Origin of the sequence: Stenotrophomonas sp. SAU14A_NAIMI4_5, assembly GCF_003086795.1 — a bacterium.
In the GTDB taxonomy this organism is placed as follows: domain Bacteria; phylum Pseudomonadota; class Gammaproteobacteria; order Xanthomonadales; family Xanthomonadaceae; genus Stenotrophomonas.
Genome location: NZ_CP026003.1, coordinates 619733 through 645288, shown reverse-complemented (window position 1 = coordinate 645288; position 25556 = coordinate 619733). Strand labels below are relative to the sequence as shown.

Here is a 25556-nt window from a genome sequence, read left to right as displayed (position 1 = left end):
GCAAACAAGTTTCAAGTGTAATCAAATGCGCGGGTTAGCCAAGCTGCAGCGCGGCATCCGCTCCACCCTACCGTAGTGGGGGGTTCGGCAGGGCTTGCAGCCCTGCACCTGCTGGTAGTGCCGGCCGCTGGCCGGCAACCTGAAGATCAAGAGCCGAAGCGGCATTCCGTGGGATGGCGGGGCACTGTGGGTTTGCGGGGACGCCGTAAACCCCCCTCCGGGGTCCGGCCCAGCCGCTGGCGGCTGTGCGTTCGGGCGTTCGCGAAGCAGTGCTTCGCAAGCGCCCGGACCCACCCCGCCATCCCACGGATAGCCCGCTTCTGCCGTTGCCGTTGCCGTTGATTCTGCGGGTGCAGGGCTGCAAGCCCTGCAGCCCCCCCTACCTGAACAGGGGATTTTGCGTGGGGTATTGAAGATCGTTTAGACTTGCGGGGTCTGCAGCGGCCGTCCGTTTCCCTCCGGGATCGCCGGCGACCTGGGTCCGCCCACTTCGCCCGCCCCCACTCCGACGCCGTTCGTCACGCATTCCAGCCTGCGCTCCGTGCCGGCTGCACCCAATTCTCGCAGCGCGGTTCACGGGAACGCTCCGAGTCAGCCGATCAGTTTGATCTGCCCCCGTCTGTCCGTTCGGACAGGCGTTTCTTGTACTTGGAGCAATCTCAATGTCTTTTGAATCCCTGGGCCTTGCGCCTTTCCTGCTGCGCGCGCTCGCCGAGCAGGGCTACGAAAACCCGACCCCGATCCAGCAGCAGGCGATCCCGCTGGCGCTGGCCGGTCGCGACCTGCTGGCCGGTGCACAGACCGGTACCGGCAAGACCGCCGCCTTCGGCCTGCCGCTGCTGCAGCACCTGGGCACCGCTTCGCAGGAAGTGCGCAGCGGCCCGCGCAAGCCGCGTGCGCTGATCCTGGCCCCGACCCGCGAACTGGCCACCCAGGTGCATGACAGCCTGCGCGGCTACAGCAAGTACCTGCGCATCCCCAGCGCCTGCATCTACGGCGGCGTCGGCATGGGCAACCAGCTGGACATCCTGCGCCGCGGCGTCGACCTGCTGGTCGCCTGCCCGGGCCGCCTGATCGACCACCTGGAGCGTCGCAGCGTCGACCTGTCCGGCATCGAAGTGCTGATCCTGGACGAAGCCGACCGCATGCTCGACATGGGCTTCCTGCCGTCGATCAAGCGCATCCTGGCCAAGCTGCCGAAGCAGAACCGCCAGACCCTGCTGTTCTCGGCCACCTTCGAGGACAACATCCGCCAGCTGGCGCTGGAGTTCATGCGCAACCCGGAACAGATCCAGGTGACGCCGAAGAACACCGTGGCCGAAACCATCACCCACCGCGTGCATCCGGTCGATGGCAGCCGCAAGCGCGACCTGCTGCTGCACCTGCTGGCGCAGGACAGCCGCGAGCAGACCCTGGTCTTCGCCCGTACCAAGCACGGCAGCGACAAGCTGGCCTCGTTCCTGGAAAAGTCCGGCATCAAGACCGCGGCCATCCACGGCAACAAGAGCCAGGGCCAGCGCCTGCGTGCACTGGGTGACTTCAAGGCCGGTCGCGTGACCGTGCTGGTGGCCACCGACATCGCCGCGCGCGGTATCGACATCAACGAGCTGCCGAAGGTGATCAACTTCGACCTGCCGATGGTGGCCGAGGATTATGTGCACCGCATCGGCCGTACCGGCCGCAACGGTGCGACTGGCCAGGCGATTTCGCTGGTGGCGCAGGACGAAGTGAAGCTGCTGCGTGCGATCACCCGCCTGCTGGGCCGCGACATGGACATCCGCGACGTTCCGGGCTTCGAGCTGCAGACGCCGATCCGCTGGGGCAACAGTGCACCGGGCAAGGCCGAGCACGACACCGGCGAGCGCGCACCGCGCAAGAGCCACGCGCGTCGTCCGCACGGTGATGCGCCGCGCCATGCGCATGCGGGCCCGAAGAAGTCCGGTGGCGGCCGTCGCGAGGGCGGTGGCAATGGCCAGCAGCGTGCCGGTGCGGGCGCGGGTCAGGGCCAGCGTCGTGGCGGTGGCGGCAACGGTGGTGGCGGCCGTGGCCGCGGCCAGGGCGGCAACGGCGGCGGTCGCGCTGGCTGATCGCAGCTGACGGTTGTTGCGCTTCCCGCTGCGCGGGGGGCTATCGAGGGACGGCGCTGAGGCGCCGTCCTTTTTTTTGCGTTGGCTACCCGGGTTTGGAGGCTGGCGGTTGGTTCTGCGTGGGCGTTGGTGAGCGGGGGCGGCGCAAAACACGCCGTAAACCCATCCATGGGGGCTCGGTCGGCGCATCCATGCGCCTCACGGTTTTGCGCCGCCCCCGCTCCCCAGCGCTTCAGACATTTCCAGCGCCTTCCCTCTCCCGCGGGGTAGCCGGAGGAAGAAAGATCAAATTCAAATTCAAGAGCAAAAGCCGAAGCCGCTGCTTTTGCTTTTGCTTTTGCTTTTGCCCTTGCCCCCGCCTTGGGTTTGATGCGGCCGCGCCCGCAGGAAACTCTAGAGGGGAGGCCCGGAGGCCCAGGCAGGACCGTTGGCGCCATGGATGGCGCCATCGAGCCCCCATGGATGGGTTCACGGCGTGTCCTGACTGGGCCTCCGGGCCTCCCCAGCCAGGGAAAATCGCGGCGCTGACTGCCTCAACCCCGCGCTTTCGCCGGATTCACCAGATTCCCGAAGAAAATCGCATTGATCAGCAGGCGATCCGTACCGTGCCAGTACTTGCGATGCGCCGGATCATCGGCAAACAACACCACGTTGCCCTGCCCCTGCGCCGACACCAGCAGCCACGCACTCCCCGCCACACGCGCACGGTTGCGCTCGGACAGGTAACCATTCACCCGTGGCGTCGCATCGATGCGCACCACCGTCGAGAACGGATTCGCACTCGGCTGCAGCGTCACCGTGTTTTCCTTGTTGATCGCCAGCTGCCGGCGCGGCACGCCGAACGCCAGCGGATGGGTGGTATCGACGTCGGCGCTGAGGATGTTGCCGCTCACCCGCTCGATCGCGGCGATGTCACGCTGGTCGCCGAACGCGCGGCGGTCGGCATCGCCCGCCTCTTCGTCCTTGCCCAGCGATTCGCCCTCGGCCAGCTTCTGTTCCACCGCCCACTTCGACGCGCTGCCATAGGTCACCAGCGAGCCGCCGGCCTGCACCCAGCGCTTCAGCGCGGCCACGGCGGTGGCGTCGATGCCGGTGTAGGTGCCGCCGGACAGCACGATGGTGGTGTAGCGGTCCAGCGCGACTTTGCCCAGCTGCTGCGGATCCAGCTTGCTGGCCGGGAGGTGCAGCTGCTGGTCGAGCAGGAACCAGGCCGAACCAATCTCGGTCGCAGCCACGCCCTCGCCCATCACCAGCGCCACGGCCGGCTTGCGCAGTGCCTTGACGCCGTCGCTGCCGAGATCGATGCCCTCACTGCTGCGGCCGCTGGACAGCGCATGCACCTGCACGCCGGCGTCGCGTGCGGCGGCGGCTACCGCCTCGAGCAGGGCCGCGCCCTGCAGCGGCTGGCCGGCCACCGGGATGACCAGGCTGCCCGCGGCGAAGTCGACCTGGCCCTGCGCGGTGGCGCTGCTGAACGGCTTGAACGCGGCGCGTGCGCTCAGCCCCTTGGCCTGCAGCGCGGCCAGCGCGCGGCCGGCGTTGTAGTCGCGCCAGTCGATGGCGTAGGCGAAGCCGGCCTGGCCGCCGTTGACCGCACCCTGCACCGGCGGCAGTTCCGCCACGCGGGCACCACCGTCGATACGGCTGCGGCTGCCGGCAAAGGCCACGCCATAGGCCGGTGCGATCGCATAGCTGGTGCTGCCGTAGAACACGTCGCCCTTGATCGACGGCGTCTCGGCGAAGATCGAATGGACCAGGCGGAACTGCGCCTGCTGCACCGGCACCACGTAGGCACTGCCGGCCTCGAAGCGCTGCCCGTCGACGGTGACCGTGCGATCCAGTGCACGCACGTCAATGCGGTGCAGCAGCAACAGCTCCAGCAGGCGCCGGGTCAGTGCCGGGTCGTGCGCATCACCGAACACGAAGCTCTTCACCGGTTGCTGCGCTGCCTGCTTCAGCGCGCTCTGGAAGAAGTCCTTCTGCAGGTCGAACAGGCCACTGCGCTCGGTCACCGCGCCGCGCACCGTGCCCAGGCCGGTGGCGACCTGGTTGCGGATGGTGAAGGGAAAGGTCAGCAGGCCGTTCACCGATTCCTGCACGCGCCCACGCGAGCTGGCCTGCTCGACGGTGACACCGACCGCGCCGTGGAAATCCGGATAGGTCGAGCCATACACCGGCGAGAAGTTGTCGTAGTTCTCGCCGGTGTAGTACAGCGAGCCCAGCGCATCCAGCGACTGCGCGTGGTACTTGGCCAGGGTCTTGTTGAACTCGTACGACGCCGCCGGAATCAGCGGGCTGTGCATGCTCTTCGGCGAGGGCTCGAAGTAGTACGTGCTGTCCTTGCCCATCTCGTGGAAGTCGATCTGCACATTCGGGTACCACTGGTGGAACACGGCCAGCTTGGGCCGCGAATCCTGCTGGGTCAGGGCCAGCCAGTCGCGGTTGAGATCGGTGAAGTAATGGTTGGTGCGGCCCTGCGGGAACGGTTCGACATGCTCCTTGTCGGCCGGGTCGGACGAAGCCGGGTCCGAGGCCCAGGCGTTGTGCCAGTTCGCGGCGCGGTCGCGGCCGTCGGGATTCTGCGCCGGATCGAACAGGACCACCGACTGCTGCAGCCACTGCTGGGTTTCGGCGCTGCGGTTGGCCACCAGGTAATAGGCGGTCAGCATCGCCGCTTCGCCGCTGGAGGTTTCGTTGCCATGCACGCTGTAGCCCAGCCAGACCACAACGGGGCTGTCACCGGCCGCGCTGCGCGGTTGCGCCGGGTCGACCAGGGTGGCGTGCTGCTGGCGGATCTGTTCGATGCGCGCCTGGTTGTCGGCGGCGGTGACGGTGGCGATCAGCAGCGGCCGGCCTTCGTAGCTGCGGCCGATCTCCTGCACGCGGATCTTGTCCGAGTGCTTCGCCAGTTCCTGGAAATAGGCCACCAGCTGGTCATGGCGGGTGTAGCGGCTGCCGATCGGGTAGCCAAGGAACTGCTCGGGGCTGGGAATGGCGGCATCGAACGCGGCAGCGTCGGTGGCCTGCGGGAAGAAGTACGCACTCTGGGCCTGCGCCGGCAGCGGCGAGGACAGGACGGTGGCGGCGGCAAGCAGCAGCGGAAGAACGGCACGGCGGTGGAAGGACACGGTGACTCCCCAGGAAACAGGACAGCGGCAACGCGGCCGGCCACAGGGTGTGGCCGGCCGCGGCGATGGCATCAGAAGCGGTAATCGAAGCCGAGGGTGAAGTAGCGGCCACGCAGGTCGTACTGGCTGAAGTCGTACGGCGCGCGGATGCCCGGGAACGAAGCGTCGTACGGCGGCGTCTTGTCAGCCAGGTTCTGCACCTTGGCGTACACGGTCAGCTTGTCGATGCCGGCATAGGCCAGGTACAGGTCGAACTGGTTGTACGCATCGATGCGGTCCTGCACGGCCGCGGCGGCGGTGCTGGCCTTCTGGTCGTAACCGCTGGTGTAGTACCAGGTGACGGCCGCGGTGAAATCGCGGTAGGTCCAGTCCAGCGTGGTGGTCGCCTTGTTCTTCGGCAGCGTTGCGCCGAGGTTGCTGCCGGCGTAGTCCACCAGCGGGCCACCGACCACGGTCGGGCGACGGTAGTCACGCACGTGGGTGTAGGCCGAGGACAGGGTGAAATCGCCCAGCGCGGCGGTCGGGATGCGCTGGCGCAGTTCGACGTCGATGCCCGAGGTCTTCAGCTCGCTCAGGTTCTGGTAGCGGTTGAACACGGCCAGCAGCTTGCCGCGTTCGTCGCGCTGCACGGCACCGGCCACGTTGTCGTTGACCAGGGTCTGGGTGTTGTTGGTGCCGACCAGGTTGTCCAGCTGGATGCGGTAGTAGTCCACGCTCAGGTTGGTGTTGGCCCACGGCGAGAGCACCACGCCGAAGTTCACGCTCTTGGTGCGCTCGGGCTTCAGCTCGCTGTTGCCGACGGTGAAGAAGGTGGGGTTCTGGCGCGAGCCCGGCACGTCCGGATCACGCGGGTCGACCACGCTGCCGTAGGCGATGCTGGTGCTGTTGGAGTTCTCCGACAGCGACGGCGCACGGAAGCCCTTCGACGCCGAGGCGCGCACCAGCAGGAAATCCAGCGGCTGCCAGCGCAGGCCGAGCTTGGGCGAGAACGCGTCGCCGAAGTCGTCGTAGTGATCGGCACGTGCGGCGGCGGACAGTTCCAGGCCCGTGGCCAGCGGCACGTTCACTTCGGCATAGGCGGCGCTGACCTTGCGCTCGCCGTGCACCTCGGCGATGGCCGGGCGTACCTGCAGGCCGGCATCGATCTGCCAGGGGTTGTTGGAATCGAGCTTCTCGCGGCGCCATTCGGCACCGGCAGCAAAGCCGATGTCACCGGCCCAGGTGCGGCCCAGGGTGCCGGAGATCTTGGCGTCTACGCCCTGCAGCACCGATTCGGCCGGGCGCAGGGTGGAGATGTTGATCGCATCGATCACCGACTGCGGGGTGGCCGACGGGTTGAGCAGGTTGTAGCTGCCGCTGGCCAGCGCATCGGCCAGCGCCCAGCGGTTGGCGAAGCCGCCCGACACGGTCTCGCGCTCGCTGCTGCGGGCGCCGAACGCGGCCACTTCCCAATCCCAGGCGGCGGTGCTGCCGCGCAGGCCGACCACGCCGCGGTAGGCGGTGGAGCGGTTGGTCTTGATGGTGCCGCCGAGGTCGAAGAAGGTGTATTCGATCGGCACGGCGCGGCCATACGGGTTGTACGGGCTGCTGGCCGGCAGGTTGGACGAGACCGGTTCGGCAAGGCCGGTTTCCGCGTTCAGGGCGAAGCGGCCGCTTTCCAGGGTGAAGAACGGGCTGCTGCCGAACCACGCGGCGCTTTTGATCTGGCTGTACAGCACTTCGCCGAAGGCTTCGACGTTCTCGCCGAGGCGGAAGGTGCCGTTGGCATACGCCTGGTAGCGCTTGGTCGAGGGAATCAGGGTGGTGTACGGCGCCTGGTTGAAGCCGCAGGTATCACCGGCGAGGCCGTCGATGGGCGCGCTGGCGACGCGGGTGGTGCCGGTGGGGCAGTTGCCGTCGGCATCGAGCATCGGCACCGAGACGCCGTTGATCAGATAGCGCGCGCCCTTGGCCGACCAGCCGTTCCAGCGGCCGCCGGGCTGGTCGCTGTAGATGCCGCTCTTGGTCAGGTTGCGCTCGTCCTGGTCCAGGCGCTCGCGGTTGTAGCCCTGCAGGCTGAAGAGGATGTTGTAGCCATCGGTATCCAGGTCACCGAGGCCACCGACGAACTTCAGGTTCTGCTCGTGCAGGCCGCCCTGGTCGGCACCGCCGAAGCTGCCGCCGAGTTCGGCGCCTTCGAAGTTCTGCCGGGTGATGATGTTGACCACCCCGGCCACCGCATCGGAACCGTACACGGCCGATGCGCCGTCCTTGAGCACTTCGATGCGCTCGACGGCGACCAGCGGCAACGCGTTGAGGTCGACGAAGGTGTCGGACAGGCCGCCGGCCGGGAAGCCGTAGTTGGCCAGGCGGCGGCCGTTGAGCAGCACCAGCGTGTTCTTCTGCGAAAGGCCGCGCAGGCCGATGCCTGCCGAGCCGGACGCCCAGCCGTTGTTGGTGGTTTCGTTGGCGGCGTTGCCGGTGTTGGCCGAGATCGAACGCAGCACGTCGGCGACGGTGGCCTTGCCGGTCTGTTCCAGCTGCTGGCGGCCGATCACCTGCACCGGGTTGGACGCCTCGGTATCGGTGCGCTTGATGTTGGAACCGGTGACGCGCACGGCGGTCAGGGTGCTGGCTTCGCCACTGGCGTCGGCGGAGGTTTCGGCGGCGGCAGACAAAGGCGCGGCCAGAGCGACGGCCAGGGCCGCCACGAGCAGGGTGTGCTGGGGCATGACGATGTGGGGGTGGTAGTGGACGACGGAAGTTCCGCAGTAATCCATGCCAGGTCTGGCGGGACCAATAACATCTCTTCATACGGATATAAGAGAAGCTAACATCTCTTCATCCGGATGGAAAGAATTGCTTTACGGAAAGCCAACAACCGGGACGGCCGCGGCGGCGGGGCCGGCGTACAATCGCGCCATGGAAATCTTCAAAGTCTTCATGCTCGAGGCGGCCCACCGCCTGCCCAACGTGCCGCCGGGCCACAAATGCGCGCGCCTGCACGGCCACTCGTTCCGGGTGGAACTGAAGGTGGAAGGCGAGCCGGGTGCGCAGACCGGCTGGATCATGGATTTCGGCGACGTCAAAGCCGCCTTCCAGCCGATCTACGACCGCCTGGACCACCACTACCTCAACGACATCCCCGGCCTGGAAAACCCGACCAGCGAGAACCTGGCGGTGTGGATCTGGAAGGAGCTGAAGCCGCTGCTGCCCGCGCTGAGCGAGATCACCGTGCATGAAACCTGCACCTCCGGCTGCCGGTACCGCGGCCCGGCCGCCTGATCAAGCCATTGATACTCAAGGGTTTCTGAAGGCGCCTTGAGCGCCTTCTTCTTTTTTGTTGCATTGCGGCATGATCGGCGTATGCTGCATTGCATCAACCGCTTTCGATGCCGCCATGGCCAACGCCTTCGCCGATCGTTTCAGTGATGCCACCCGCCAGCTGGCGGCTGCGGCAACGCGTGCAAACCGATTGGCGCTGGAAAACGCCGAGAGCATGTTCGGCGTGCAGCTGAAGGCGATGGAACGCAACCTGACCGCAACCGGCGGCTGGCTGGGCGAACTGGCCCGCAGCGAGGATCCGGCCGGGTTGCTGCCCAAGGGCGCACAGCTGTGGCAGGACAACCTGCAGCGGCTGGGCCAGGCCCAGCAGGACGTGGTCGATCTTGGCCTGCAGGCCGGTCGCGCCTGGTCCGACCTGGTGCAGGGCCAGACAAATACAACGGCGGACGCCACCGGCAACAGCCACTGACGTCACGCCCACGCTCATTGCATGGGTCCCTCCCCCCATGCAATCCGGACCCGGCAGATCCCTCCCTCTGCCGGGTCTTTTTTTGCCTGCGATTCCGGGGAAATGCATCCACGCATGGCGTGGATCTACGGGTGCGATTCCGATGAAGCGGACGTGTCACGAGCGCCGCGGTGGCCCCGCACACCGGTAGCGCCGGGCCACGCCCGGCGAGCGCAGCGGCGCAGTCAGGGCCCCGCGCTCTCCGCGCGCGGCAACGCAAACACGAACAGCGCGCCGGTCGCGCTTTCCCGCAGTTCGATGCGGCGGCCGTGCAGCTGCACGATGCGCTGCACGATCAGCAGGCCGAGCCCGCCGTTCTCGCCACGCCGCGCACCCAGCGCTGCCGGTGCCTGGAACAGCTGCGCACGCAGCGCCGGCGCCACGCCCGGGCCATCGTCGGCCACGCTCACTTCCACGCTGCCGTCGATGGCGCGCAGCTGCACCCGCACCTCGCCGCCCTCGGGCGCATGCCGCAGCGCGTTGTCGAGCAGGTTGGTCAGCACCCGCTCGACCAGGCCGAGGTCGGCACGCACCAGCGGCAGGCCCGGCGGGAAGTCCGCATGCAGGTGCTGGCCGCGCGCCTGTGCGGCCAGTTCGAACTTCTGCAGCACGTCCTGCAGCAGTTCCGGCAGCGCAAACACCTCCCACTCCAGGCGCACTTCGCCATGTTCCAGCCGCGCCAGTTCGAACAGCGCGCGCGCCAGGCGGCCGACCTTGGCGCTCTGCGCCAAGGCGATGCCGAGATAGCGACGGCGTTCGTCCGGCGACAGCGTGGCTTCCTTCAGCGCCATCGTTTCCAGGTAGCCATGCAGCGAGGACAGCGGCGTACGCAGGTCGTGCGAGATGTTGGCCACCAGTTCGCGGCGCTGCAGGTCCTGCTGGCGCAGCTGCTGCCACTGTTCGCCCAGCCGCTGCGCCATCTGCGCGTGGGCATGTTCGAGGATCTTCAGTTCGTCACGCTCACCGCTGCGCAGCGGCACCGGGGCCGGCAATGGCGTGGGCGCATCGATGTCGAAGGCCTGGATGCGCCGCGTCAGCCGGCGCAGCGGCCGGGTGACCCAGTAGAACGCCACCAGCCCGGCCAGCAGGCCCAGCCCGCCCACCAGCAGCACCGACCACAGCGTGGTGTTCCACTGGTTGCTGGCGGCCAGGTCGTCGGCCAGCATCTGCCGGTGCTCGCCCACCAGCACCACGTACACATAACCGGCCTGGCGCCCCTGCACCACCAGCGGGGCCACGCTGAACACCTTGCGTCCGCCGGTACTGCGCGGGTCGTCGCCGAGGATCGGCAGCGGTGCACCGGCCAGCAGGCGACGCAGCGGCGCCAGGTCGACGCGGTTGCGCAGCAGGTGGCCGCTGGGCGCATCGTGGCCGAGGATGCGGCCCTGGTCGTCCAGCAGGTACACCTCCACGCTGGGATTGACCGCCATCAGCTGGCCGAACAGCGCGCGCACTGCGGTATCGCGCATGCCGCTGGTGTCCATCAGTTCGCTGCGCTGGGCGATGTGTTCGGCCAGGCCCAGCGACAGCCGCTGCACCACTTCCTGTTCGTGGCGGGTGCTCGCGCGCATCTGCAGGGCCAGCAGGGCCATGCAGCACATCAGCATCAGCGCGGCGATCACCGCCGCCAGCTTCTGCCACAGGTTGGGCGTGATCATGCCGCCGCCCCGGCCGGGTCAACCAGCTTGTAGCCGCGCCCCCACACCGTCAGCAGGCGCCGCGGCGTGGCCGGGTCGAGCTCGATCTTGCTGCGCAGGCGATTGATGTGGGTGTTCACCGTGTGCTCGTAACCATCGTGCTGGTAGCCCCAGACCTGGTTGAGCAGTTCCATCCGTGCGAACACCTGGTCACGGTGGCGGGCGAAGAACAGCAGCAGGTCGAACTCACGCGGGGTCAGTTCCAAGGTGCTGCCATCGACCGAGGCGGTACGCGCCACCGGGTCCAGCTGCAGGCCACCAACTTCGACCGCGCCGGCATCGATGCGCGCGTTCTGTGCCATCGCTTCGGCACGGCGCAGCAGCGCGCGCACGCGCGCCACCAGTTCGGGCATCGAGAAGGGCTTGGCCAGGTAATCGTCCGCGCCCAGTTCCAGGCCGACGATGCGTTGGGTTTCGCTGCCACGTGCGCTGATGATGATGATCGGCACGTAGCGCGCCATCGCACGGGCACGCTGGCAGATCTGCAGGCCATCTACGCCGGGCAGCATCACGTCCAGCACCAGCGCGTCCCACGGGCCGTCCTGCTCCAGCAGGCGCAGGCCGGCATCGCCGGTGGCGGCGTGGGCGACGTCGTAGCCTTCGTCGGCCAGGTGCATGCGCAGCAGGTCGGCGATATGGGCATCGTCTTCGACGATCAGGACGCGTTTGGCGGACATCGGCAGCTCGGGGCCAGTGGGGAGGCTGCCCGCATTGTGGCGCGGGACGGCCACCGATACCTCACGAAAAATTGAATCCTGCGTGAGGATTCGTTGACCCGGGCAGGCGCAGCATGGCCCCGTCGCCCCTTCCCGGAGTCCGCCATGCCCCTCACCCGCCGCCACCTGCTGGGCCTGGGTGGTCTTGCCACCGCCGCTGGCGTGCTCGGCCTGGGCGCGTGCAGCCGCGCTGCCACGGCCGCCGCCGAGAACCGCCCGGCTCGACAGTTCCCGCTGATGCGCACCGACGCCGAATGGCGCCGGCTGCTGACCCCGGCGCAGTACGCGGTGCTGCGCCAGCAGGCCACCGAACGCGCCGGCAGCAGCCCGCTGGACCGCGAACACCGGCAGGGCACCTTTACCTGCGCCGGCTGCCAGCAGCCGCTGTTCTCCTCGTCCACCAAGTTTGAAAGCGGCACCGGCTGGCCCAGCTTCTGGGCACCGCTGCATGGCGCCGTCGGCGAGGACCGCGACACCACCTTCGGCATGCTGCGGGTGGAAGCGCACTGCAGCCGCTGCGGCGGCCACCTCGGCCATGTCTTCAACGATGGCCCGCGCCCCACCGGCCTGCGCTACTGCATGAACGGTGCCGCCCTGCTGTTCCAGCCCGGTGCGGCACAGCAGGACAGCAACGGTGGCTGGCGCGTGCCGCTCGGTTCTTCCCCTACTTCTGGAGCCTGATGATGCTGCTGTTGCTGCTGGCCTACCTGGGCGGTGTACTGACCCTGCTCAGCCCGTGCATCCTGCCGGTGCTGCCCTTCGTGTTCGCGCGGGCCAACCGCTCCTTCGTGCGCAGCACGCTGCCGCTGCTGCTGGGCATGGCGTTGACCTTCGCCGCGGTCGCCAGCCTGGCCGCCGTGGGCAGCCAATGGGTGGCGCAGGCCAACCAGATCGGCCGCTGGGTGGCCCTGGTGCTGATGGCGGTGTTCGCCCTGGCGCTGCTGTGGCCGCGCCTGGCTGACCATCTGCTGGCGCCGTTCCAGCGCGTGGGTGCACGGCTGAGTGCACGCGCCGATGCCGCCGATGATGCCGGCCGGGGTGGTGCGTGGACCTCGCTGCTGATCGGCATCGCCACCGGCCTGCTGTGGGCGCCGTGCGCGGGGCCGATCCTCGGCCTGGTGCTGACCGGTGCCGCCCTGCATGGCGCCAGCGTCGGCACCAGCGCATTGCTGCTGGCTTACGCACTGGGTGCCGCCACCGCGCTCGCGCTGGCGGTGTGGATCGGCGGCCGCGTGTTCAACGCCCTGCAGGCGCGCCTTGGCCTGGGCGATGTGCTGCGCAAGGTGCTGGGCGTGGCCGCGCTGCTGGCGGTGGTGGCGATCGGCCTGGGCTGGGATACCGGCCTGCTGACCCGCCTGTCCACGGTGAGCACCGCGCGCATCGAACAGGGCCTGCTCGATGCCGTGCCCGGTGCACAGCCGGCGGCGCCGCCGATGATGATGATGGCCGGCGCCAATGCCGGTGCCGACGCGCCGCTGCCGGTGGAAGGCACCCTGCCCGCCCTGGATGGCGCCACCGGCTGGCTCAACAGCCCGCCGCTGAAAGCCGAGCAGCTGCGCGGCAAGGTCGTGCTGATCGATTTCTGGACCTATTCCTGCATCAACTGCCTGCGCGCCATGCCCTTTGTGCACGAATGGGAACGCCGCTACCGCGACCATGGCCTGGTGGTGGTCGGCGTGCACACGCCCGAGTTCGCCTTCGAGCGTGACCCGCGCAACGTGATGAAGGCAGTACAGCAGCTGAAGGTGGAATACCCGGTGGCGCTGGACAACCAGTATTCGATCTGGCGCGCGTTCAACAACCAGTATTGGCCGGCGCAGTACTTCGTCGATGCGCAGGGCAACATCCGCGCCCATCAGTTCGGTGAAGGCAACTACGCACATTCGGAACAGGTGATCCGCCGCCTGCTGACCGAGGCCGGCCAGACCGACCTGCCGCCCCCGGCCGATCCGACCGCCGCCGACCTGCAGGGCGTGGCCACGCAGGCCGACATGGGCAACCTGCGCTCGCCGGAAACCTACCTGGGCCATGCACGCGCCGAGCACTTCGCCTCGCCCGGCGGGCAGCGCACCGATGCGGCCTTCGACTACACGCTGCCGGCCAGCCTCGCGCTGAACCAGTGGGGCCTGTCCGGCCGCTGGACCATCACCGATGAAGCCGCGCAGCTGCAGCAGGCGGGCGGGCGCATCGCCTTCCAGTTCCATGCCCGCGACCTGCACCTGGTGCTGGCACCAAAACAGGACGGCACGCCGGTGCGCTTCCGCGTGTGGATGGATGGCAAGCCGCTGCCTGCCGCCGATGCCGGCAGCGATGTCGGCGCCGATGGCAGCGGCGTGGTCAACGAGAACCGTCTGTACCAGCTGGTGCGCCAGCGCGGCACGGTCGGCCCGCACCGCTTCGAGATCGAATTCCTCGATGCGGGCGTGCAGGGCTATGCCTTCACCTTTGGTTGAGAACAGGAGGGCACGATGAAATTCTCCTTCGAACAAGGCATTGCAGTGGGTGTGGCCGGGCTGGTCGCCACGGCACTGGTGGCCGGCGTGCTGCTGGTGGATCGCGGCGCGATGGCCGCACCGGCTGGCGCCACCGCGCAGGTACAGGCACTGCCGGCACCCACCGGCGATGCCGCCTTCACCGATGGCGCCACCCAGGCCAGCGTGGTGTTTGCCGGTGGCTGCTTCTGGGGCGTGCAGGGCGTGTTCCAGCACGTGAAAGGTGTGAGCAATGCAGTGGCCGGCTATGCCGGAGGCAGTGCCGCCGATGCTCGCTACGAGCGCGTCAGCAGTGGCCGCACCGGCCACGCCGAAGCGGTGAAGGTCGACTACGATCCGCGCCAGGTCAGCTATGGGCAGCTGCTGCAGGTGTTCTTCTCGGTGGCGCACGATCCCACCCAGCTGAACTACCAGGGCCCCGACCACGGCAGCCAGTACCGCTCGGCGATCTTCAGCGATGACGCCAGGCAGCTGGCTGCCAGCCGCGCCTACATCGACCAGCTGGGCAAGGCTGGCAGCTACCGCGGCCCGATCGTGACCCAGGTGGCCAGCGGCCAGCGTTTCTACCCGGCCGAGAGCTACCACCAGAACTACATGAACAACTACCCGCAGGCGGCCTACATCCGCTACTACGACGCACCGAAGCTGGCCGCGCTGGGCAAGCAGTTCCCTGCGCTGTACCGGCGCCAGGCGTCGCTGGTGCCGATGCGCTGACCGCGCTTCTGTAGAGTCGAGCTTGCTCGACTGTCCCGGCAAAGCAGTCGAGCAAGCTCGACTCTACGAAGCGCCAGCGATTGTTGACGCGGCCCATAAAAAAAGACGCACGGCCCTGCGGCCGTGCGTTTGCAATGGATCGGCCAGGCCCCGATCAGGCCCCACCGACAGCACCATGCTAGGCTCGGCGGCATCATGGGTGCAGCTCCAGATGCAGGCCAGAACAATGGATACAGATCCGCGCACCACCCCGGCCCCGCCGCGCTACCAGCGCCTGTCCGATGAACTGGCCGAGGCCATCCACGGCGGTCGGCTGCCGGTCGGCAGCCGCCTACCCTCGCTGCGGCAGATGGCCGCGCAGCGCCAGCTCAGCCTGAACACCGTCATCGCGGCCTACCGGCAGCTGGAAGATGCAGGGCTGGTGGTGCCGCGGCCGAAGGCGGGTTTCGAGGTGGCGCCGCGCCTGTCGGTGCCGCAGCGTTCGCTGCGCGATGCACCCTCCGCGCCCACCGCACCGCTGCAGCAGGCGTTGATGGCCCGCGTGCTCGAGGCGCAGCGACGCCCCGGGGTGATCGATCTGGCGTTCGCCGGGCCACGTGGGCGGCAGTTCTATCCCGGCGCGCAGCTGGCCCGGCACACCGCACAGGTGCTGCGCCACGGCCAGCAGACGGTGGAAACCTACGCGCGCCCGAACGGATCGCCGCGCCTGCTGGCACAGATCGTACGGCGTGGCCCGAGGATGGGTTTGCACACGCATGCCGACCGCCTGCTGTTGACCCATGGCGCGATGGAAGCACTGCAGCTGGCCCTGCGCGCGGTGACCGAACCGGGCGCGGCCGTCGGCATTGAAGCGCCGTCCTATTTCAACCTGTACCCGCTGCTGGCCAACCTCGGCCTGCAGGCCATCGAACTGCCTACCCACCCGCAGCACGGGCTGGACGTGGATGCGCTGGAGGCGCTGCTGAAACACACGCCGCTGGCCGCGCTGGTGGTGATGCCCACCGTGCACAACCCACTGGGCTGCACCATGCCGACGGCCGCCAAGCAGCGCCTGGCCGAGCTGGTCAATGCACGCCAGCTGCCGCTGATCGAAGATGCGGTGTATGCCGAACTGCAGTTCTGCGAGCCACCGGCGCCACTGCTGAAGGCGTTTGATCGCGATGGCTGGGTGATGGTGGTCGGCGGCTTTTCCAAGACGCTGGCGCCGGATTACCGCATCGGCTGGCTCGATGGCGGCCGTTTCGCCGAGCGCATCGCCCTGCTGAAATTCCAGTCGACCGGCGGTGAACCGCAGCTGCTCGGTGATGCGGTGGCCGCTTACCTGGAAGCAGGCAGTTACGAGCACCACCTGCACCGCATGCGCCGGCTGTACCGCGAACAGGTCGGGCGCCTGCGCCAGCTGGTGGCCGAGCACTTCCCCGCCGGCACCCGTGCCACCGAGCCGCAGGGTGGCTTCCTGCTGTGGCTGGAGCTGCCCGGCGTGGATACCCGCGAACTGTTCGAGCGGGCGCTGGCGGAGGACATCGTGTTCATGCCCGGCCAGGTGTATTCGCGCGGTGCGCGCTACCGGCATTGCCTGCGGCTGTCGTGCTGCCAGGCGCTGGATGCGCGCTTCATCAGCGCGGTGGAACGGCTGGGTGCGATCGCGCGGGAATTGTCTGCACGGTAGTGCCGGCCGCTGGCCGGCAATCGCGGTGCCGTTCGTATCGGGTTGCCGGGTAGAGTCGACCGTTGGTCGACTGCTCCTGATCAGACCCCGCGCTGCGCGCGATAGTCGACTGACAGTCGACTCTACTGCTGCTCTGCTCCCAGGTGTGCGCCCAGGGTTTGGCCATCCGCGCCCGGCAGGTACGGCAGGCGGCCCCAGCACGGCATCGGCAGGCGCTGCTGCAGGGTGGCGATGTTCTCGTCCTGGCGCTGCATGGTCGGATCGATGTGGTTGCCGATCCAGCCCAGGCACGCCACGCCGCTGGCCTGCAGCGACTGCGCGGTCAGCCGTGCGTGGTTCACGCAGCCCAGGCGCATGCCCACCACCAGCAGCACCGGCAGGCGCAGCGCGCGCACCAGATCCAGCTGGTCCAGGGTGGCCGATACCGGCGCCAGCCAGCCGCCCACGCCTTCCACCACCACCACGTCGGCCTGCGCACGTAGGCGCTCGAACGCGGCCACGATCGGCGCCAGCTGCACCTGCACGCCGTCCTCGGCGGCGGCCAGTTCCGGCGCCAGCGGCTGCCGCAGCGCATAGGGATTCAGGTCGGCGTAGTCCGGCACCGGCCAGCTGGCCGCCTGCAGCGCCAGGGCATCCTCGTTGCGCAGGCCGTGGCCGAGGTCCTGGCTGCCACTGGCCACCGGCTTCATGCCCACCGCACGCAGCCCGCGCCGGCGCAGCGCATGCAGCAGCGCGGTGCTGCTGGCGGTCTTGCCGATCTCGGTATCGGTCCCGGTGACGAACAGCGCCGGCGGCAACGTGGTAGGCAGGGGCATCAACGGCTCCAGGCATGCAACAGAGCGTGCATTATCGCTGGTCCCGTACGCTTGCTAGACTGCAGGCATGTTCGCCAATGCCTCGCTCACCGGCAGCAAGCCGGAACAATACGCCCAGCTGCTGGAACAGGCCCGCGGCCTGGTCTACGCCGAGTCCGACCGCATCGCCAATGCGGCCAACCTCTCCGCACTGGTCTACCACGCCCTGCCCGACCTGAACTGGGTGGGCTTCTACCTTTACGACGGCAAGGAGCTGGTGGTCGGCCCGTTCCAGGGCCTGCCGGCCTGCGTGCGCATCCCGCTGGACAAGGGCGTGTGCGGTGCCGCCGCCAGCCAGCGCGTCACCCAGCGCGTGGACGATGTCGATGCCTTCCCCGGCCACATCGCCTGCGATTCGGCCTCGCGCTCGGAACTGGTGGTGCCGCTGCTGCGCGGTGATGAACTGATCGGCGTGTTCGACATCGACAGCCCGAAGGTGGGCCGCTTCGATGCCGAGGACCAGGCCGGTCTGGAAGCCATCGCCCGCGTGTTCGTCGAGGCCCTGGGATGAGCGCACCGAAGCTGCGCAACATCGGCCCGAAGAGCGCGGCGTGGCTGCGCCAGGTCGGCCTGCGCAGCCGCGAGGACCTGGCCGCGCTCGGCGCGGTCGGGGCCTTCGTCAAGGTCAAGCGCGCCGGCTTCAAGCCGAGCCTGAATCTGCTTTATTCGCTGGAAGGCGCGCTGCTGGACTGCCACTGGCAGGAGCTGGGCGAAGCCCAGCGCGAGGCGCTGGTGCAGGATTACGAGGCACGTATCGCCGCGCACCCGCTGAAGGCGGCCGGCCCGGCATCGGGTCCGGTGCATGAGCAGCGCTTCGACACCGGGGATGACGGCGAAGACAGTTTTGCCGAGAACGCGGACGAGGATTAGAGCGTCCGCGCTTCGCGCTCGCCGGGCATGGCCCGGCGCTACCACGGTGCGGCGGTCATGCGGGATCGGTAGCGCCGGGCCATGCCCGGCGGTCGCGTTTACGGCTGCTGCAGTTCCAGCAGCTCGCCCACCAGGCCCACTTCGCCGCGTTCCAGCCACACCCGCAGGCGCGTGCCGTGGTCGATGCGCAGTGCCCAGCACAGCGACAGCGGCAGCCCGCAGACCTGCGACAGCACCATGCGCAGCGGGCCGCCATGGCTGACCACCACGGTCGGCAGCGGATCCTCATCGTCCAGCAGGCGATCCAGCGCGCGTGCGATGCGCCGTTCGAAATGGCCCCAGCTTTCGCCGTTGGGCGGCGGGAACGCATGCGGATCGGCATGGAAGGCCGCCAGCGCGTCCTCCGGCAGGTCGAACAACGACTGCCCGTCCCAATCACCGAAATCCAGTTCTTCCCACTCCTCGTCCGCCTCAACGTCCAGCCCGCGCGGGGTGGCCAGGGCCATCGCCGTATGCAGTGAGCGCAGGCGCGGCGAACTGATCACCCGCTGCCAGTCCTGCCCGGCATAGGCGTCGACCAGTTCCTGCGGCAGGCGGGCCAGCTGCGGCGGATCGCTGCGGCCATCGAGGAACTCATCGCGGCCGTTGCCGGCATGGCGGACCAGGTCGAGGATCATCGTTGCCGGCCCATGCACATCCGACGGCAGGACTGCAGCGGCAACCTACCGCGTGCGGCAACCTGGGGCGATTGAATCAGCATCATGGGCACTTCCAGAACGAACTTCCCGCGACCGGGCGGCTCATTCTAACGTGCGCGTCCACCCTGCTGCCCAGCCATGGCCGCCGCGCGGGCCGGCGCGGAGCGGCCCATCAGGCGTTTTCCCAGCCGGATCATGGGCGCTTCGATGACACGATGGCCCAGTGCGGCCAGCGGCAACGCCACCACCAGGGTGATGACCGCACATGCCAGGTAACCGGCGCTGCCATCCATCTGGGCAAGCACCCGCGCGAACACCGGGCCAAGCAGGGCAATGATGATCGGGTGCCCCAGGTACAACGAGTAGCTGACCGTGCCCAGCCAGGCGGTTGCACGGTTGACCAAACCTCGCGGCGGGCACTGCGAGAAGCCCAGCAGCAGGGACAGATAGCCCAACCCTGCCAGCTGCCATTGCCAGGGGCCGGCACCGGTCCACCACGGCGCCACGGCCGCCAGCACCAGCAGCGCGGCACCTGCCACGTTCAAGCCGTGCCCCCAACGCCGTGCGCGCTGGCGTGGCAATCCCGCCAGAGCGCCGAAGGCGTGGAAACCGACAAGCCCCATCACGAACACTGGTGCATGGCGCAGCCATCCGTAATCACCCAGTGACGCCGCCGCGCGTGGCCCCAGCCACCCTGCCCAGGCCATCACAACCAGCCCCAGCAGGCCCAGCAGGAGCATCCACGCCCGCCTTGCGCTGCCTGCCAGCACGTAGAGCGCGGGGAAAATGGCGTAGAACAGCATCTCCACGCCCACCGCCCAACTGGCCCATACGATGCCTGCTTCCCAGCCGGGGAACAGATTGAACGTGAACGACACGTTCGCCGCGATCTCGCTCCAGGCATGGCCTGCATGCGCGCCGCGGCCATCGCGGAACAGCGAGAAGGCCAACAGGACATAGAACAACGGTGCGATGCGCAGGAACCGGTGCAGGTAGAAACTGAGCAGCGGCGTGCCGCTGGCCTGGTGCCGGGGCATGGTGTAGCACAGGGAAAACGCGCTGATCACAAAGAAAAGGGCAACGCCACTTCCCCCCATCTGCACCACCGGCAGCCATGCGCTGCCCAGCGGCAGTGCCGGCGAGGGCATCGACTGCACATGGAACAGCACGACATACACCGCAGCCAACCCGCGCAGCGCATCGAGGAACTGCAGCCGATCCTTCGCAACCATGGAGCGTCCTTGAAACAAAGCAGGGCCGCTACTCTAACGCCCTGATGGACGATGCCGTAGACTGCGCCCACTTCCAGGTGACCTGCGGCCATGGCCGGCAGGTTGAAACGGGAAGCCGGTGACGCGTGGCAACACGCCAGGCCGGCGCTGCCCCCGCAACGGTAAGCACGTCTGTTCCAGGCAACATCGCCACTGTGCCTCTGGCATGGGAAGGCGCCTGGACGGTGGCCTCGCGCCACCTGGCGGCAAGCCCGGAGACCGGCCCGGAAGCCTCAGGTCGCGATGCGGTGGGCATGGCGCTGGATGACCGTGGCGCTGCCGCGGCTTCGGCGCCTGCCTGCCTTCGCGGTTCCTCCCCTTCGCCACGCGGGCGTGCGTGGCACCTGGAGTCCCCCCGATGAAGCTGCAGTCCCGAATGCTGTCCCTGGCCGTGCTGGCCGCCCTGCCCGCCCTGGCCCATGCGCAGGCCAACGATGACACCGCGGCGCTGGACCAGGTGCTGGTCACCGCCACGCGTACCCCCATCGCCCTGCAGGACAGCATCGCGCCGGCGCAGGTGATCGACCGTGCGCAGATCGAATCCAGCCAGGCCACCTCGCTGCAGGAGCTGCTGGCGGGCCGCGCCGGCATCAACCTGACCAACAGCGGTGGCCTCGGCAAGCAGAGCTCGCTGTTCCTGCGCGGTACCAATTCCTCGCACACCGTGGTGCTGGTCGATGGCGTGCGCATCAACAGCGCCGACCTCGGCCTGGCGATGTACCAGGACCTGCCGCTGGCGCAGATCGAACGCGTGGAAATCGTGCGCGGGCCGCAGTCGAGCCTGTACGGCGCCGATGCCATCGGTGGCGTCATCCAGATCTTCACCCGTCGCAACCAGGGCGAATTCGCGCCACACTTCCAGCTCGGCGGCGGCAGCAACGGCCTGCGCGAAGCCAGCGGCGGCATCGGTGGCAGCGGCGAGCACGGCTGGTTCGGCGCGGACATCGCCTACCAGCACACCGATGGCATCAACGCCTGCCGTGGCTCGGCCACGCTGTTCACCGGCTGCTTCGCCGATGAGCCCGACCGCGATGGCTACCGCAACCTGTCCAAGAGCCTGCGCGGTGGCTACACCTTCAACGACCAGTGGAGCGTGGAAGGCAGCGCGCTGCGTGCCGAAGGCGAGAACCACTACGACGGTTACTACAACTATTCGGAAACGCTGCAGCAGGTGATGTCCGGCAAAGTGCGCTACACCCCGACCGAGCGCCTGGCCTTCACCGCCAGCGTCGGCCGCAGCGACAACGAATCGGACAACTACGGCGACTTCGGTGTGTTCGGCAGCGCGCAGACGCACCGCGACAGTGCATCGCTGCAGGCCGACATCGGCCTGGCCGAGGGCCAGCTGCTGAGCACCGGCGTGGACTGGAGCGAGGACAACCTCGATGGCAGCAGCGCTGGCTACCTGGTCGACAGCCGCCGCAACACCGGCGTGTTCGTGCAGTACCAGGGCCGTTTCGGCCGCCACCAGCTGCAGGTGAGCGCGCGCAACGATGACAACGCGCAGTTCGGCAACCACGCCACCGGCAGCCTCGGCTGGGCGATGGACCTGGGCCACGGCCTGCGCGTGAATGCCAGCTACGGCACCGCGTTCAAGGCACCGACCTTCAGCGACCTGTACGACCCGTGGAGCGGCGTGCCGACGCTGGACCCGGAGAAGTCGAAGAGCGCCAACCTCGGCCTGTCGCAGCATGGCCAGGGCTGGCACTGGGGTGTGGACGTGTACGAGACGCGCATCGATGACCTGATCACCTACGATGCGGCGACCTTCATGATGCAGCAGGTCGAGAAGGCGCGTATCCGCGGTGCCGAACTGACCGCTGGCGTGGTGCTGGCCGGCTTCGACATCAATGGCCAGCTGAGCTACACCGACCCGCGCAACCGCACCGCGGGCAGTGCCCAGTTCGACAACTGGCTGGCTCGCCGCGCGCAGCAGACCGCGCGCCTGGACGTGGACCGCCGCTTCGGAGATTTCCGCGCCGGGCTGACCGTGCAGGGTGCGGGCAAGCGTTACGACGACGCCAGCAACGCGGTGAAGGTGGGCGGCTACGGCATCCTGGACCTGCGCGCGGAATATGCGCTGACGCCGTCGTGGTCGCTGCTGGCGCGCGCGGCCAACGTGTTCGACCGCCGCTACGAGACCGTGGCGTGGTTCAACCAGCCGGGCCGCGAGTATCAGCTGAGCGTGCGTTACCAGCCGAAGTAAGCGTGTTCGCCATGGTAGTGCCGGCCGCTGGCCGGCAACATCATGGTCTTCGGCAGCGTGCAACGGGTTGCCGGCCAGCGGCCGGCACTACCCGGTGCTTCAGCGCTGCAGGCCGGGAAGGTCACGCAGGTCGTCGATGACCGCCACGGCATGCGCCGTTTCCAGGTCCAGGCCACGCGGGTAGCCGTAGCGCACCAGCGCGATCGGCATGCCCGCGTCTTCGGCAGCACGGTAGTCGGTGAGCGAGTCACCGACCATCAGGCAGGCGTCCACCTCCAGCCCGAAGTGCGCAGCGATATGCCGCAGCGGTTCACCACTGGGCTTGCGCTGCGGCAGCGAATCACCGCCCAGCACCAGCGAAAACGCATCGCCGATGCCCAGGTGCTGCAGCAGCGGCGGCACCAGCGCCGCCGGCTTGTTGGTGCAGATGGCCAGCGGCACGCCACGCGCGCGCAGCAGGGCCAGCGCTTCGGGCACGCCGTCGAACAGGCGCGGGCTGCGCAGCAGGCACTCGCGGTAATGCACCATGAAGGTCGGCATCACCTCGGCCAGATCGATGTCACGACCGGCGGCATGCACGGCCTGCTCCACCAGCCGCCGCACGCCATCGCCGATCCAGCCCAGCACGGTGGCTTCAGGCACGCGCGCCAGGCCGATGTCTTCCAGCGTGCGGTTCAGCGCTTCGGCGATATCGGCCGCGCTGTCCACCAGCGTGCCGTCCAGATCAAACACAACCAACGGATAGGGATACGACAAGGGACGGCACCTGTACGACGTGGGCCGTCCATTGTACGCCCCGCTCTTTTCCCGAGCAGACCGGGCAGGTCCGCCTCAGCCGATCCGGCGCGCGCGGGTGGCCAGGAAGGTGGGCAGGTAGCGATCGATCAGGAAGCGCGGCTGCGGCTGCCAGTCTTCCATGAAGCGCTCGACCACGAAGCCGGCATCGAGCTGGCCACCGATCAGTTCACCCAGGCTGTGGCCAAAGGTCAGCGCTTCGCCACGCGCCAGCTTGGCCTCGCGCTCGTCGGCGGGCAGGTCTTCCAGGTCCGAATACGGAATGGCAAACCGCGGGCGGATCAGGCCCTGTTCCTGCAGCTGCGGATCGCGCGCGCCCACGAACACCACCGGGTTGTAGAAGCTGGCCAGCAGCAGGCCATCCCGGGCCAGCACGCGCTGGCACTCGGCCCACACCGGGCGCACGTCGGGCACGTACAGATTGGAAATGGGGTGGAACACCACATCGAAGCTGCCATCGGGGAAGGCGTGCAGGTCACGCATGTCGCCCTGCACGGTGCGCAACGTCAGGCCGTCGCGCTGGGCCACGCTGCGGTCCTGCGCCAGCTGCCCGTCGGACAGATCGAACACCGTGACGATAGCGCCGGCGGCGGCCAGTACCGGCGCCTGCTGGCCACCGGCCGAGGCCAGGCAGAGGATGCGGCGGCCGCGCACATCGCCCAGCCAGTCCAGCGGCAACGCGCGTGGCGTCAGGTGTACCTGCCAGCGGCCCTGGCGGGCAGCGGCGATGGTGTCCGCATCAACGGGGCGAGACCAGTCGCGGACCTCGCGTGCCTGCCGGTCCCACGCCGCGCGGTTGTGGTCGAGCAATGCCTGTCCATGGTTCATGTGTCCTCCTTGATCGCTGGGCGCCAATCCAGATCCTGGAAGGCCGGGCTGGCAAAACACTCGGCCAGGAAATCCAGGAACCGCCGCATGATAGCGGGCTGCTGTCGACGCGATGCGTACACGGCATGAATGCCCAGCTCGTCCAGTTCGTAGGCCGGCAGCAGCTGCACCAGTTCGCCCGAACGCAGCAGCGGTGCTACCTGGTAGGTCGGCAGCATGGCGATGCCGGCACCGGCGCGCACCGCTTCCAGCAGCAGCGAGGCTTCGTTGGCACTGATGTTGCCGCCCACCGCCACCGACAGCGCGCGGCCATCGCGGTGCAGCTGCCACAGGCTCTTTCCTACGTAATGATGGGTGAGGCAGTTGTGCGCGGGCAGCTGTTCCGGTGCGCTGGGCGTGCCGTGCGCCTGCAGGTAGGCGGGCGTTGCGCACAGCACCGAGCGGCATGTGGCCAGCCGTCGCGCGATCAGGCTCGGGTCGATCTGGCGCGCGATGCGCACCGCTAGGTCCACGCGCTCCTCCACCAGGTTGACCATGCGGTCGACCAGCAGCAGCTCGATGCGCGCCGCCGGATGGCGCTGCACGAAGGCAGCCACCGCGCGGGCCAGATGGCTCTGCCCGAACGACACGCTGGCGGTGATGCGCAGGGTGCCGTGCGGCTCGGGATCGTCGCTGGCCAGTTCGCCCTGCAGCTCCTCGCCGATGGCCAGCATCTGCCGGAAGCGCGCCAGCGCGGCTTCACCGGCGCCGGTCAGGCTGATCCGCCGCGTGGTCCGGTGCAGCAGGCGTGCGCCCAGCCAGCCCTCCACCTCGGCCAGGTAGCGGGTGACCATCGCGCGGGACATGTCCAGCACCTCGGCGGCGGCGGTCAGGCTGCCGCGCTCGGCCACTTCGACGAACACGGTCATGGCGGTCAATCGGTCCATCTGCTCGATCCATGCAACAAACAAGCGCGTTATACGCTGTTTTTCGAGCAACTGCAGCGGCCTACAGTGGCCTCGTTCCCCCCCATTCCGCCCCAAGGAGTTCCGCCATGAAGATCGCCCTCGTCGGTGCCACCGGCAACATCGGCCGCCAGATCGCCCGCCACGCGCTGGCCAACGGCCACCAGGTCACGGCCGTGGTCCGCAGTGAAAAGGACCTGCCGGCCGAACTGGCCGGTGCCCAGCTCGCCATCGCTGCGCTGGATGACACCGACGCCCTGGCTGCGGTGATTGCCGGCCACGACGTGCTGGCCAGCGCCTACGGCCCGCGCCCGGGTGATGACATCGCCCAGATCGCCACCGTGGCCGACCAGCTGGTCGCCGCCGCACGCCAGGCCAAGGTGCCGCGCGTGGTGGTGGTCGGTGGTGCCGGCAGCCTGGAGATCGCGCCGGGCGTGCAGCTGGTCGACACCCCGGATTTCCCGGCCGCCTACAAGCCCTACGCACTGGCCGCGCGCGAAGCACTGAAGCGCCTGCAGGCCGTGGACGACCTGGACTGGACCTTCTTCTCGCCCGCGGCGGAAATCGGCCCGGGCGACGAGCGCGGCCAGTACCGCGTGCAGGCGAAGACCTTCCTCGCCGATGCCAGCGGCCACAGCCGCATCAGCTACGCCGATTACGGTGCGGCATTCGTGGCCGAGCTGGAAGCGGCCAAGTACCCGAAGCAGATCATCACTGCGGCGTATTGATCGATACGTTCCCCCGGTAGAGCCGATCCTGCGCTCGGCTCGAGGCAACCACTGCAGCCGAGCATGGGCTCGGCTCTACACGAGGAA

21 protein-coding genes and 1 riboswitch are annotated in these 25556 nt (G+C 68.4%); of the genes, 11 read left to right on the top strand and 10 right to left on the bottom strand.

The window, feature by feature from the left end; translation table 11 throughout:
• Window positions 1-662: 662 nt before the first annotated feature.
• Entirely contained in the window at window positions 663-2087 is a 1425-nt protein-coding gene (locus C1925_RS02955) for a DEAD/DEAH box helicase (protein WP_108767631.1), read from the top strand.
• 533 nt (window positions 2088-2620) lie between these two features.
• Here C1925_RS02955 and C1925_RS02950 read toward each other — a convergent pair.
• Together C1925_RS02950 and C1925_RS02945 are read right to left on the bottom strand one after the other, a co-directional pair.
• A complete protein-coding gene (locus C1925_RS02950; RefSeq protein ID WP_108767630.1) occupies window positions 2621-5215 on the bottom strand; it encodes a M14 family zinc carboxypeptidase in 2595 nt (864 codons plus the stop codon).
• A gap of 71 nt (window positions 5216-5286) precedes the next feature.
• Window positions 5287-7926 carry a TonB-dependent receptor gene (locus C1925_RS02945; RefSeq protein WP_108767629.1) on the bottom strand — a complete coding sequence of 880 codons (2640 nt, stop codon included), beginning with the start codon at window positions 7924-7926 and terminating at the stop codon, window positions 5287-5289.
• Between the two features lie 190 nt (window positions 7927-8116).
• Here C1925_RS02945 and queD point away from each other — a divergent pair, with 190 nt between their 5' ends.
• Together queD and C1925_RS02935 are read left to right on the top strand one after the other, a co-directional pair.
• Window positions 8117-8479 (top strand): 6-carboxytetrahydropterin synthase QueD, encoded by a 363-nt coding sequence (gene queD / locus C1925_RS02940; RefSeq protein WP_108767628.1) that lies wholly within the window; start codon window positions 8117-8119, stop codon window positions 8477-8479.
• A gap of 115 nt (window positions 8480-8594) precedes the next feature.
• Window positions 8595-8948: a phasin family protein gene (locus tag C1925_RS02935; protein WP_108770596.1), complete on the top strand. Its 354-nt coding sequence runs from the start codon at window positions 8595-8597 to the stop codon at window positions 8946-8948.
• Between the two features lie 224 nt (window positions 8949-9172).
• Here C1925_RS02935 and C1925_RS02930 read toward each other — a convergent pair whose 3' ends face one another.
• Both C1925_RS02930 and C1925_RS02925 read right to left on the bottom strand, forming a co-directional pair.
• Window positions 9173-10645 (bottom strand): HAMP domain-containing sensor histidine kinase, encoded by a 1473-nt coding sequence (locus tag C1925_RS02930; protein ID WP_108767627.1) that lies wholly within the window; start codon window positions 10643-10645, stop codon window positions 9173-9175.
• The gene (locus C1925_RS02925) at window positions 10642-11361 is read right to left on the bottom strand and encodes a response regulator transcription factor (protein ID WP_108767626.1); all 720 of its coding nucleotides are present in this window, start codon (window positions 11359-11361) and stop codon (window positions 10642-10644) included. Before C1925_RS02925 ends, C1925_RS02930 begins: the two co-directional genes overlap by 4 nt.
• Before the next feature lie 144 nt (window positions 11362-11505).
• Here C1925_RS02925 and msrB point away from each other — a divergent pair, with 144 nt between their 5' ends.
• From msrB to C1925_RS02905, 4 genes are all read left to right on the top strand, one after another.
• A complete protein-coding gene (msrB, locus tag C1925_RS02920) occupies window positions 11506-12081 on the top strand; it encodes a peptide-methionine (R)-S-oxide reductase MsrB (RefSeq protein ID WP_108767625.1) in 576 nt (191 codons plus the stop codon).
• Window positions 12082-12083: 2 nt separating this feature from the next.
• On the top strand, window positions 12084-13853 hold the full coding sequence (locus C1925_RS02915; protein ID WP_108767624.1) for a cytochrome c biogenesis protein CcdA: 1770 nt from the start codon (window positions 12084-12086) through the stop codon (window positions 13851-13853).
• A gap of 15 nt (window positions 13854-13868) precedes the next feature.
• Window positions 13869-14606 carry a peptide-methionine (S)-S-oxide reductase MsrA gene (gene msrA, locus C1925_RS02910; protein ID WP_108767623.1) on the top strand — a complete coding sequence of 246 codons (738 nt, stop codon included), beginning with the start codon at window positions 13869-13871 and terminating at the stop codon, window positions 14604-14606.
• A 226-nt stretch (window positions 14607-14832) separates the two neighbouring features.
• Complete coding sequence (locus C1925_RS02905; RefSeq protein WP_108767622.1) at window positions 14833-16275, top strand: PLP-dependent aminotransferase family protein; 1443 nt, start codon at window positions 14833-14835, stop codon at window positions 16273-16275.
• Window positions 16276-16397: 122 nt separating this feature from the next.
• On the opposite strand, the gene bioD is transcribed toward C1925_RS02905, so the two are convergent.
• A complete protein-coding gene (gene bioD, locus C1925_RS02900) occupies window positions 16398-17090 on the bottom strand; it encodes a dethiobiotin synthase (protein ID WP_108767621.1) in 693 nt (230 codons plus the stop codon).
• A 67-nt stretch (window positions 17091-17157) separates the two neighbouring features.
• Between bioD and C1925_RS02895 the strand changes: the two genes are divergently transcribed.
• Both C1925_RS02895 and C1925_RS02890 read left to right on the top strand, forming a co-directional pair.
• Complete coding sequence (locus tag C1925_RS02895; protein ID WP_004154035.1) at window positions 17158-17640, top strand: GAF domain-containing protein; 483 nt, start codon at window positions 17158-17160, stop codon at window positions 17638-17640.
• Window positions 17637-17999, top strand: coding sequence for a TfoX/Sxy family protein (locus C1925_RS02890; protein WP_108767620.1), 363 nt, complete (start codon window positions 17637-17639; stop codon window positions 17997-17999). Before C1925_RS02895 ends, C1925_RS02890 begins: the two co-directional genes overlap by 4 nt.
• A 98-nt stretch (window positions 18000-18097) precedes the next feature.
• Here the strand turns inward: C1925_RS02890 and C1925_RS02885 are convergent, their stop codons facing one another.
• Together C1925_RS02885 and C1925_RS02880 are read right to left on the bottom strand one after the other, a co-directional pair.
• Window positions 18098-18676 carry a histidine phosphatase family protein gene (locus C1925_RS02885; protein ID WP_108767619.1) on the bottom strand — a complete coding sequence of 193 codons (579 nt, stop codon included), beginning with the start codon at window positions 18674-18676 and terminating at the stop codon, window positions 18098-18100.
• A 128-nt stretch (window positions 18677-18804) separates the two neighbouring features.
• A complete protein-coding gene (locus C1925_RS02880; protein ID WP_108767618.1) occupies window positions 18805-19929 on the bottom strand; it encodes an acyltransferase in 1125 nt (374 codons plus the stop codon).
• Window positions 19930-19987: 58 nt separating this feature from the next.
• Window positions 19988-20211: riboswitch (cobalamin riboswitch) on the top strand.
• 115 nt (window positions 20212-20326) lie between these two features.
• Between C1925_RS02880 and btuB the strand changes: the two genes are divergently transcribed.
• A complete protein-coding gene (gene btuB, locus C1925_RS02875) occupies window positions 20327-22174 on the top strand; it encodes a TonB-dependent vitamin B12 receptor (RefSeq protein ID WP_108767617.1) in 1848 nt (615 codons plus the stop codon).
• Between the two features lie 99 nt (window positions 22175-22273).
• Here btuB and gph read toward each other — a convergent pair whose 3' ends face one another.
• The 3 genes from gph to C1925_RS02860 form a co-directional block, all read right to left on the bottom strand.
• Window positions 22274-22930 (bottom strand): phosphoglycolate phosphatase, encoded by a 657-nt coding sequence (gene gph, locus C1925_RS02870; protein ID WP_108767616.1) that lies wholly within the window; start codon window positions 22928-22930, stop codon window positions 22274-22276.
• A 75-nt stretch (window positions 22931-23005) separates the two neighbouring features.
• The gene (locus tag C1925_RS02865) at window positions 23006-23797 is read right to left on the bottom strand and encodes a class I SAM-dependent methyltransferase (RefSeq protein ID WP_108767615.1); all 792 of its coding nucleotides are present in this window, start codon (window positions 23795-23797) and stop codon (window positions 23006-23008) included.
• Window positions 23794-24723 carry a LysR family transcriptional regulator gene (locus tag C1925_RS02860; protein ID WP_108767614.1) on the bottom strand — a complete coding sequence of 310 codons (930 nt, stop codon included), beginning with the start codon at window positions 24721-24723 and terminating at the stop codon, window positions 23794-23796. Before C1925_RS02860 ends, C1925_RS02865 begins: the two co-directional genes overlap by 4 nt.
• Before the next feature lie 107 nt (window positions 24724-24830).
• Here C1925_RS02860 and C1925_RS02855 point away from each other — a divergent pair, with 107 nt between their 5' ends.
• The gene (locus C1925_RS02855) at window positions 24831-25469 is read left to right on the top strand and encodes an NAD(P)H-binding protein (protein ID WP_108767613.1); all 639 of its coding nucleotides are present in this window, start codon (window positions 24831-24833) and stop codon (window positions 25467-25469) included.
• Window positions 25470-25556: the final 87 nt, after the last annotated feature.

Coding starts and splice junctions, on each gene's coding strand:
- btuB (WP_108767617.1), top strand. CDS start 20,327: ATGAAGCTGCAGTCCCGAATGCTGTCCCTGGCCGTGCTGGCCGCCCTG.
- C1925_RS02865 (WP_108767615.1), bottom strand. CDS start 23,797: ATGAACCATGGACAGGCATTGCTCGACCACAACCGCGCGGCGTGGGAC.
- C1925_RS02890 (WP_108767620.1), top strand. CDS start 17,637: ATGAGCGCACCGAAGCTGCGCAACATCGGCCCGAAGAGCGCGGCGTGG.
- C1925_RS02915 (WP_108767624.1), top strand. CDS start 12,084: ATGCTGCTGTTGCTGCTGGCCTACCTGGGCGGTGTACTGACCCTGCTC.
- C1925_RS02860 (WP_108767614.1), bottom strand. CDS start 24,723: ATGGACCGATTGACCGCCATGACCGTGTTCGTCGAAGTGGCCGAGCGC.
- msrA (WP_108767623.1), top strand. CDS start 13,869: ATGAAATTCTCCTTCGAACAAGGCATTGCAGTGGGTGTGGCCGGGCTG.
- C1925_RS02880 (WP_108767618.1), bottom strand. CDS start 19,929: ATGGTTGCGAAGGATCGGCTGCAGTTCCTCGATGCGCTGCGCGGGTTG.
- C1925_RS02955 (WP_108767631.1), top strand. CDS start 663: ATGTCTTTTGAATCCCTGGGCCTTGCGCCTTTCCTGCTGCGCGCGCTC.
- C1925_RS02855 (WP_108767613.1), top strand. CDS start 24,831: ATGAAGATCGCCCTCGTCGGTGCCACCGGCAACATCGGCCGCCAGATC.
- bioD (WP_108767621.1), bottom strand. CDS start 17,090: ATGCCCCTGCCTACCACGTTGCCGCCGGCGCTGTTCGTCACCGGGACC.
- C1925_RS02930 (WP_108767627.1), bottom strand. CDS start 10,645: ATGATCACGCCCAACCTGTGGCAGAAGCTGGCGGCGGTGATCGCCGCG.
- C1925_RS02945 (WP_108767629.1), bottom strand. CDS start 7,926: ATGCCCCAGCACACCCTGCTCGTGGCGGCCCTGGCCGTCGCTCTGGCC.
- C1925_RS02925 (WP_108767626.1), bottom strand. CDS start 11,361: ATGTCCGCCAAACGCGTCCTGATCGTCGAAGACGATGCCCATATCGCC.
- msrB (WP_108767625.1), top strand. CDS start 11,506: ATGCCCCTCACCCGCCGCCACCTGCTGGGCCTGGGTGGTCTTGCCACC.
- C1925_RS02895 (WP_004154035.1), top strand. CDS start 17,158: ATGTTCGCCAATGCCTCGCTCACCGGCAGCAAGCCGGAACAATACGCC.
- C1925_RS02905 (WP_108767622.1), top strand. CDS start 14,833: ATGGATACAGATCCGCGCACCACCCCGGCCCCGCCGCGCTACCAGCGC.
- C1925_RS02885 (WP_108767619.1), bottom strand. CDS start 18,676: ATGATCCTCGACCTGGTCCGCCATGCCGGCAACGGCCGCGATGAGTTC.
- C1925_RS02935 (WP_108770596.1), top strand. CDS start 8,595: ATGGCCAACGCCTTCGCCGATCGTTTCAGTGATGCCACCCGCCAGCTG.
- queD (WP_108767628.1), top strand. CDS start 8,117: ATGGAAATCTTCAAAGTCTTCATGCTCGAGGCGGCCCACCGCCTGCCC.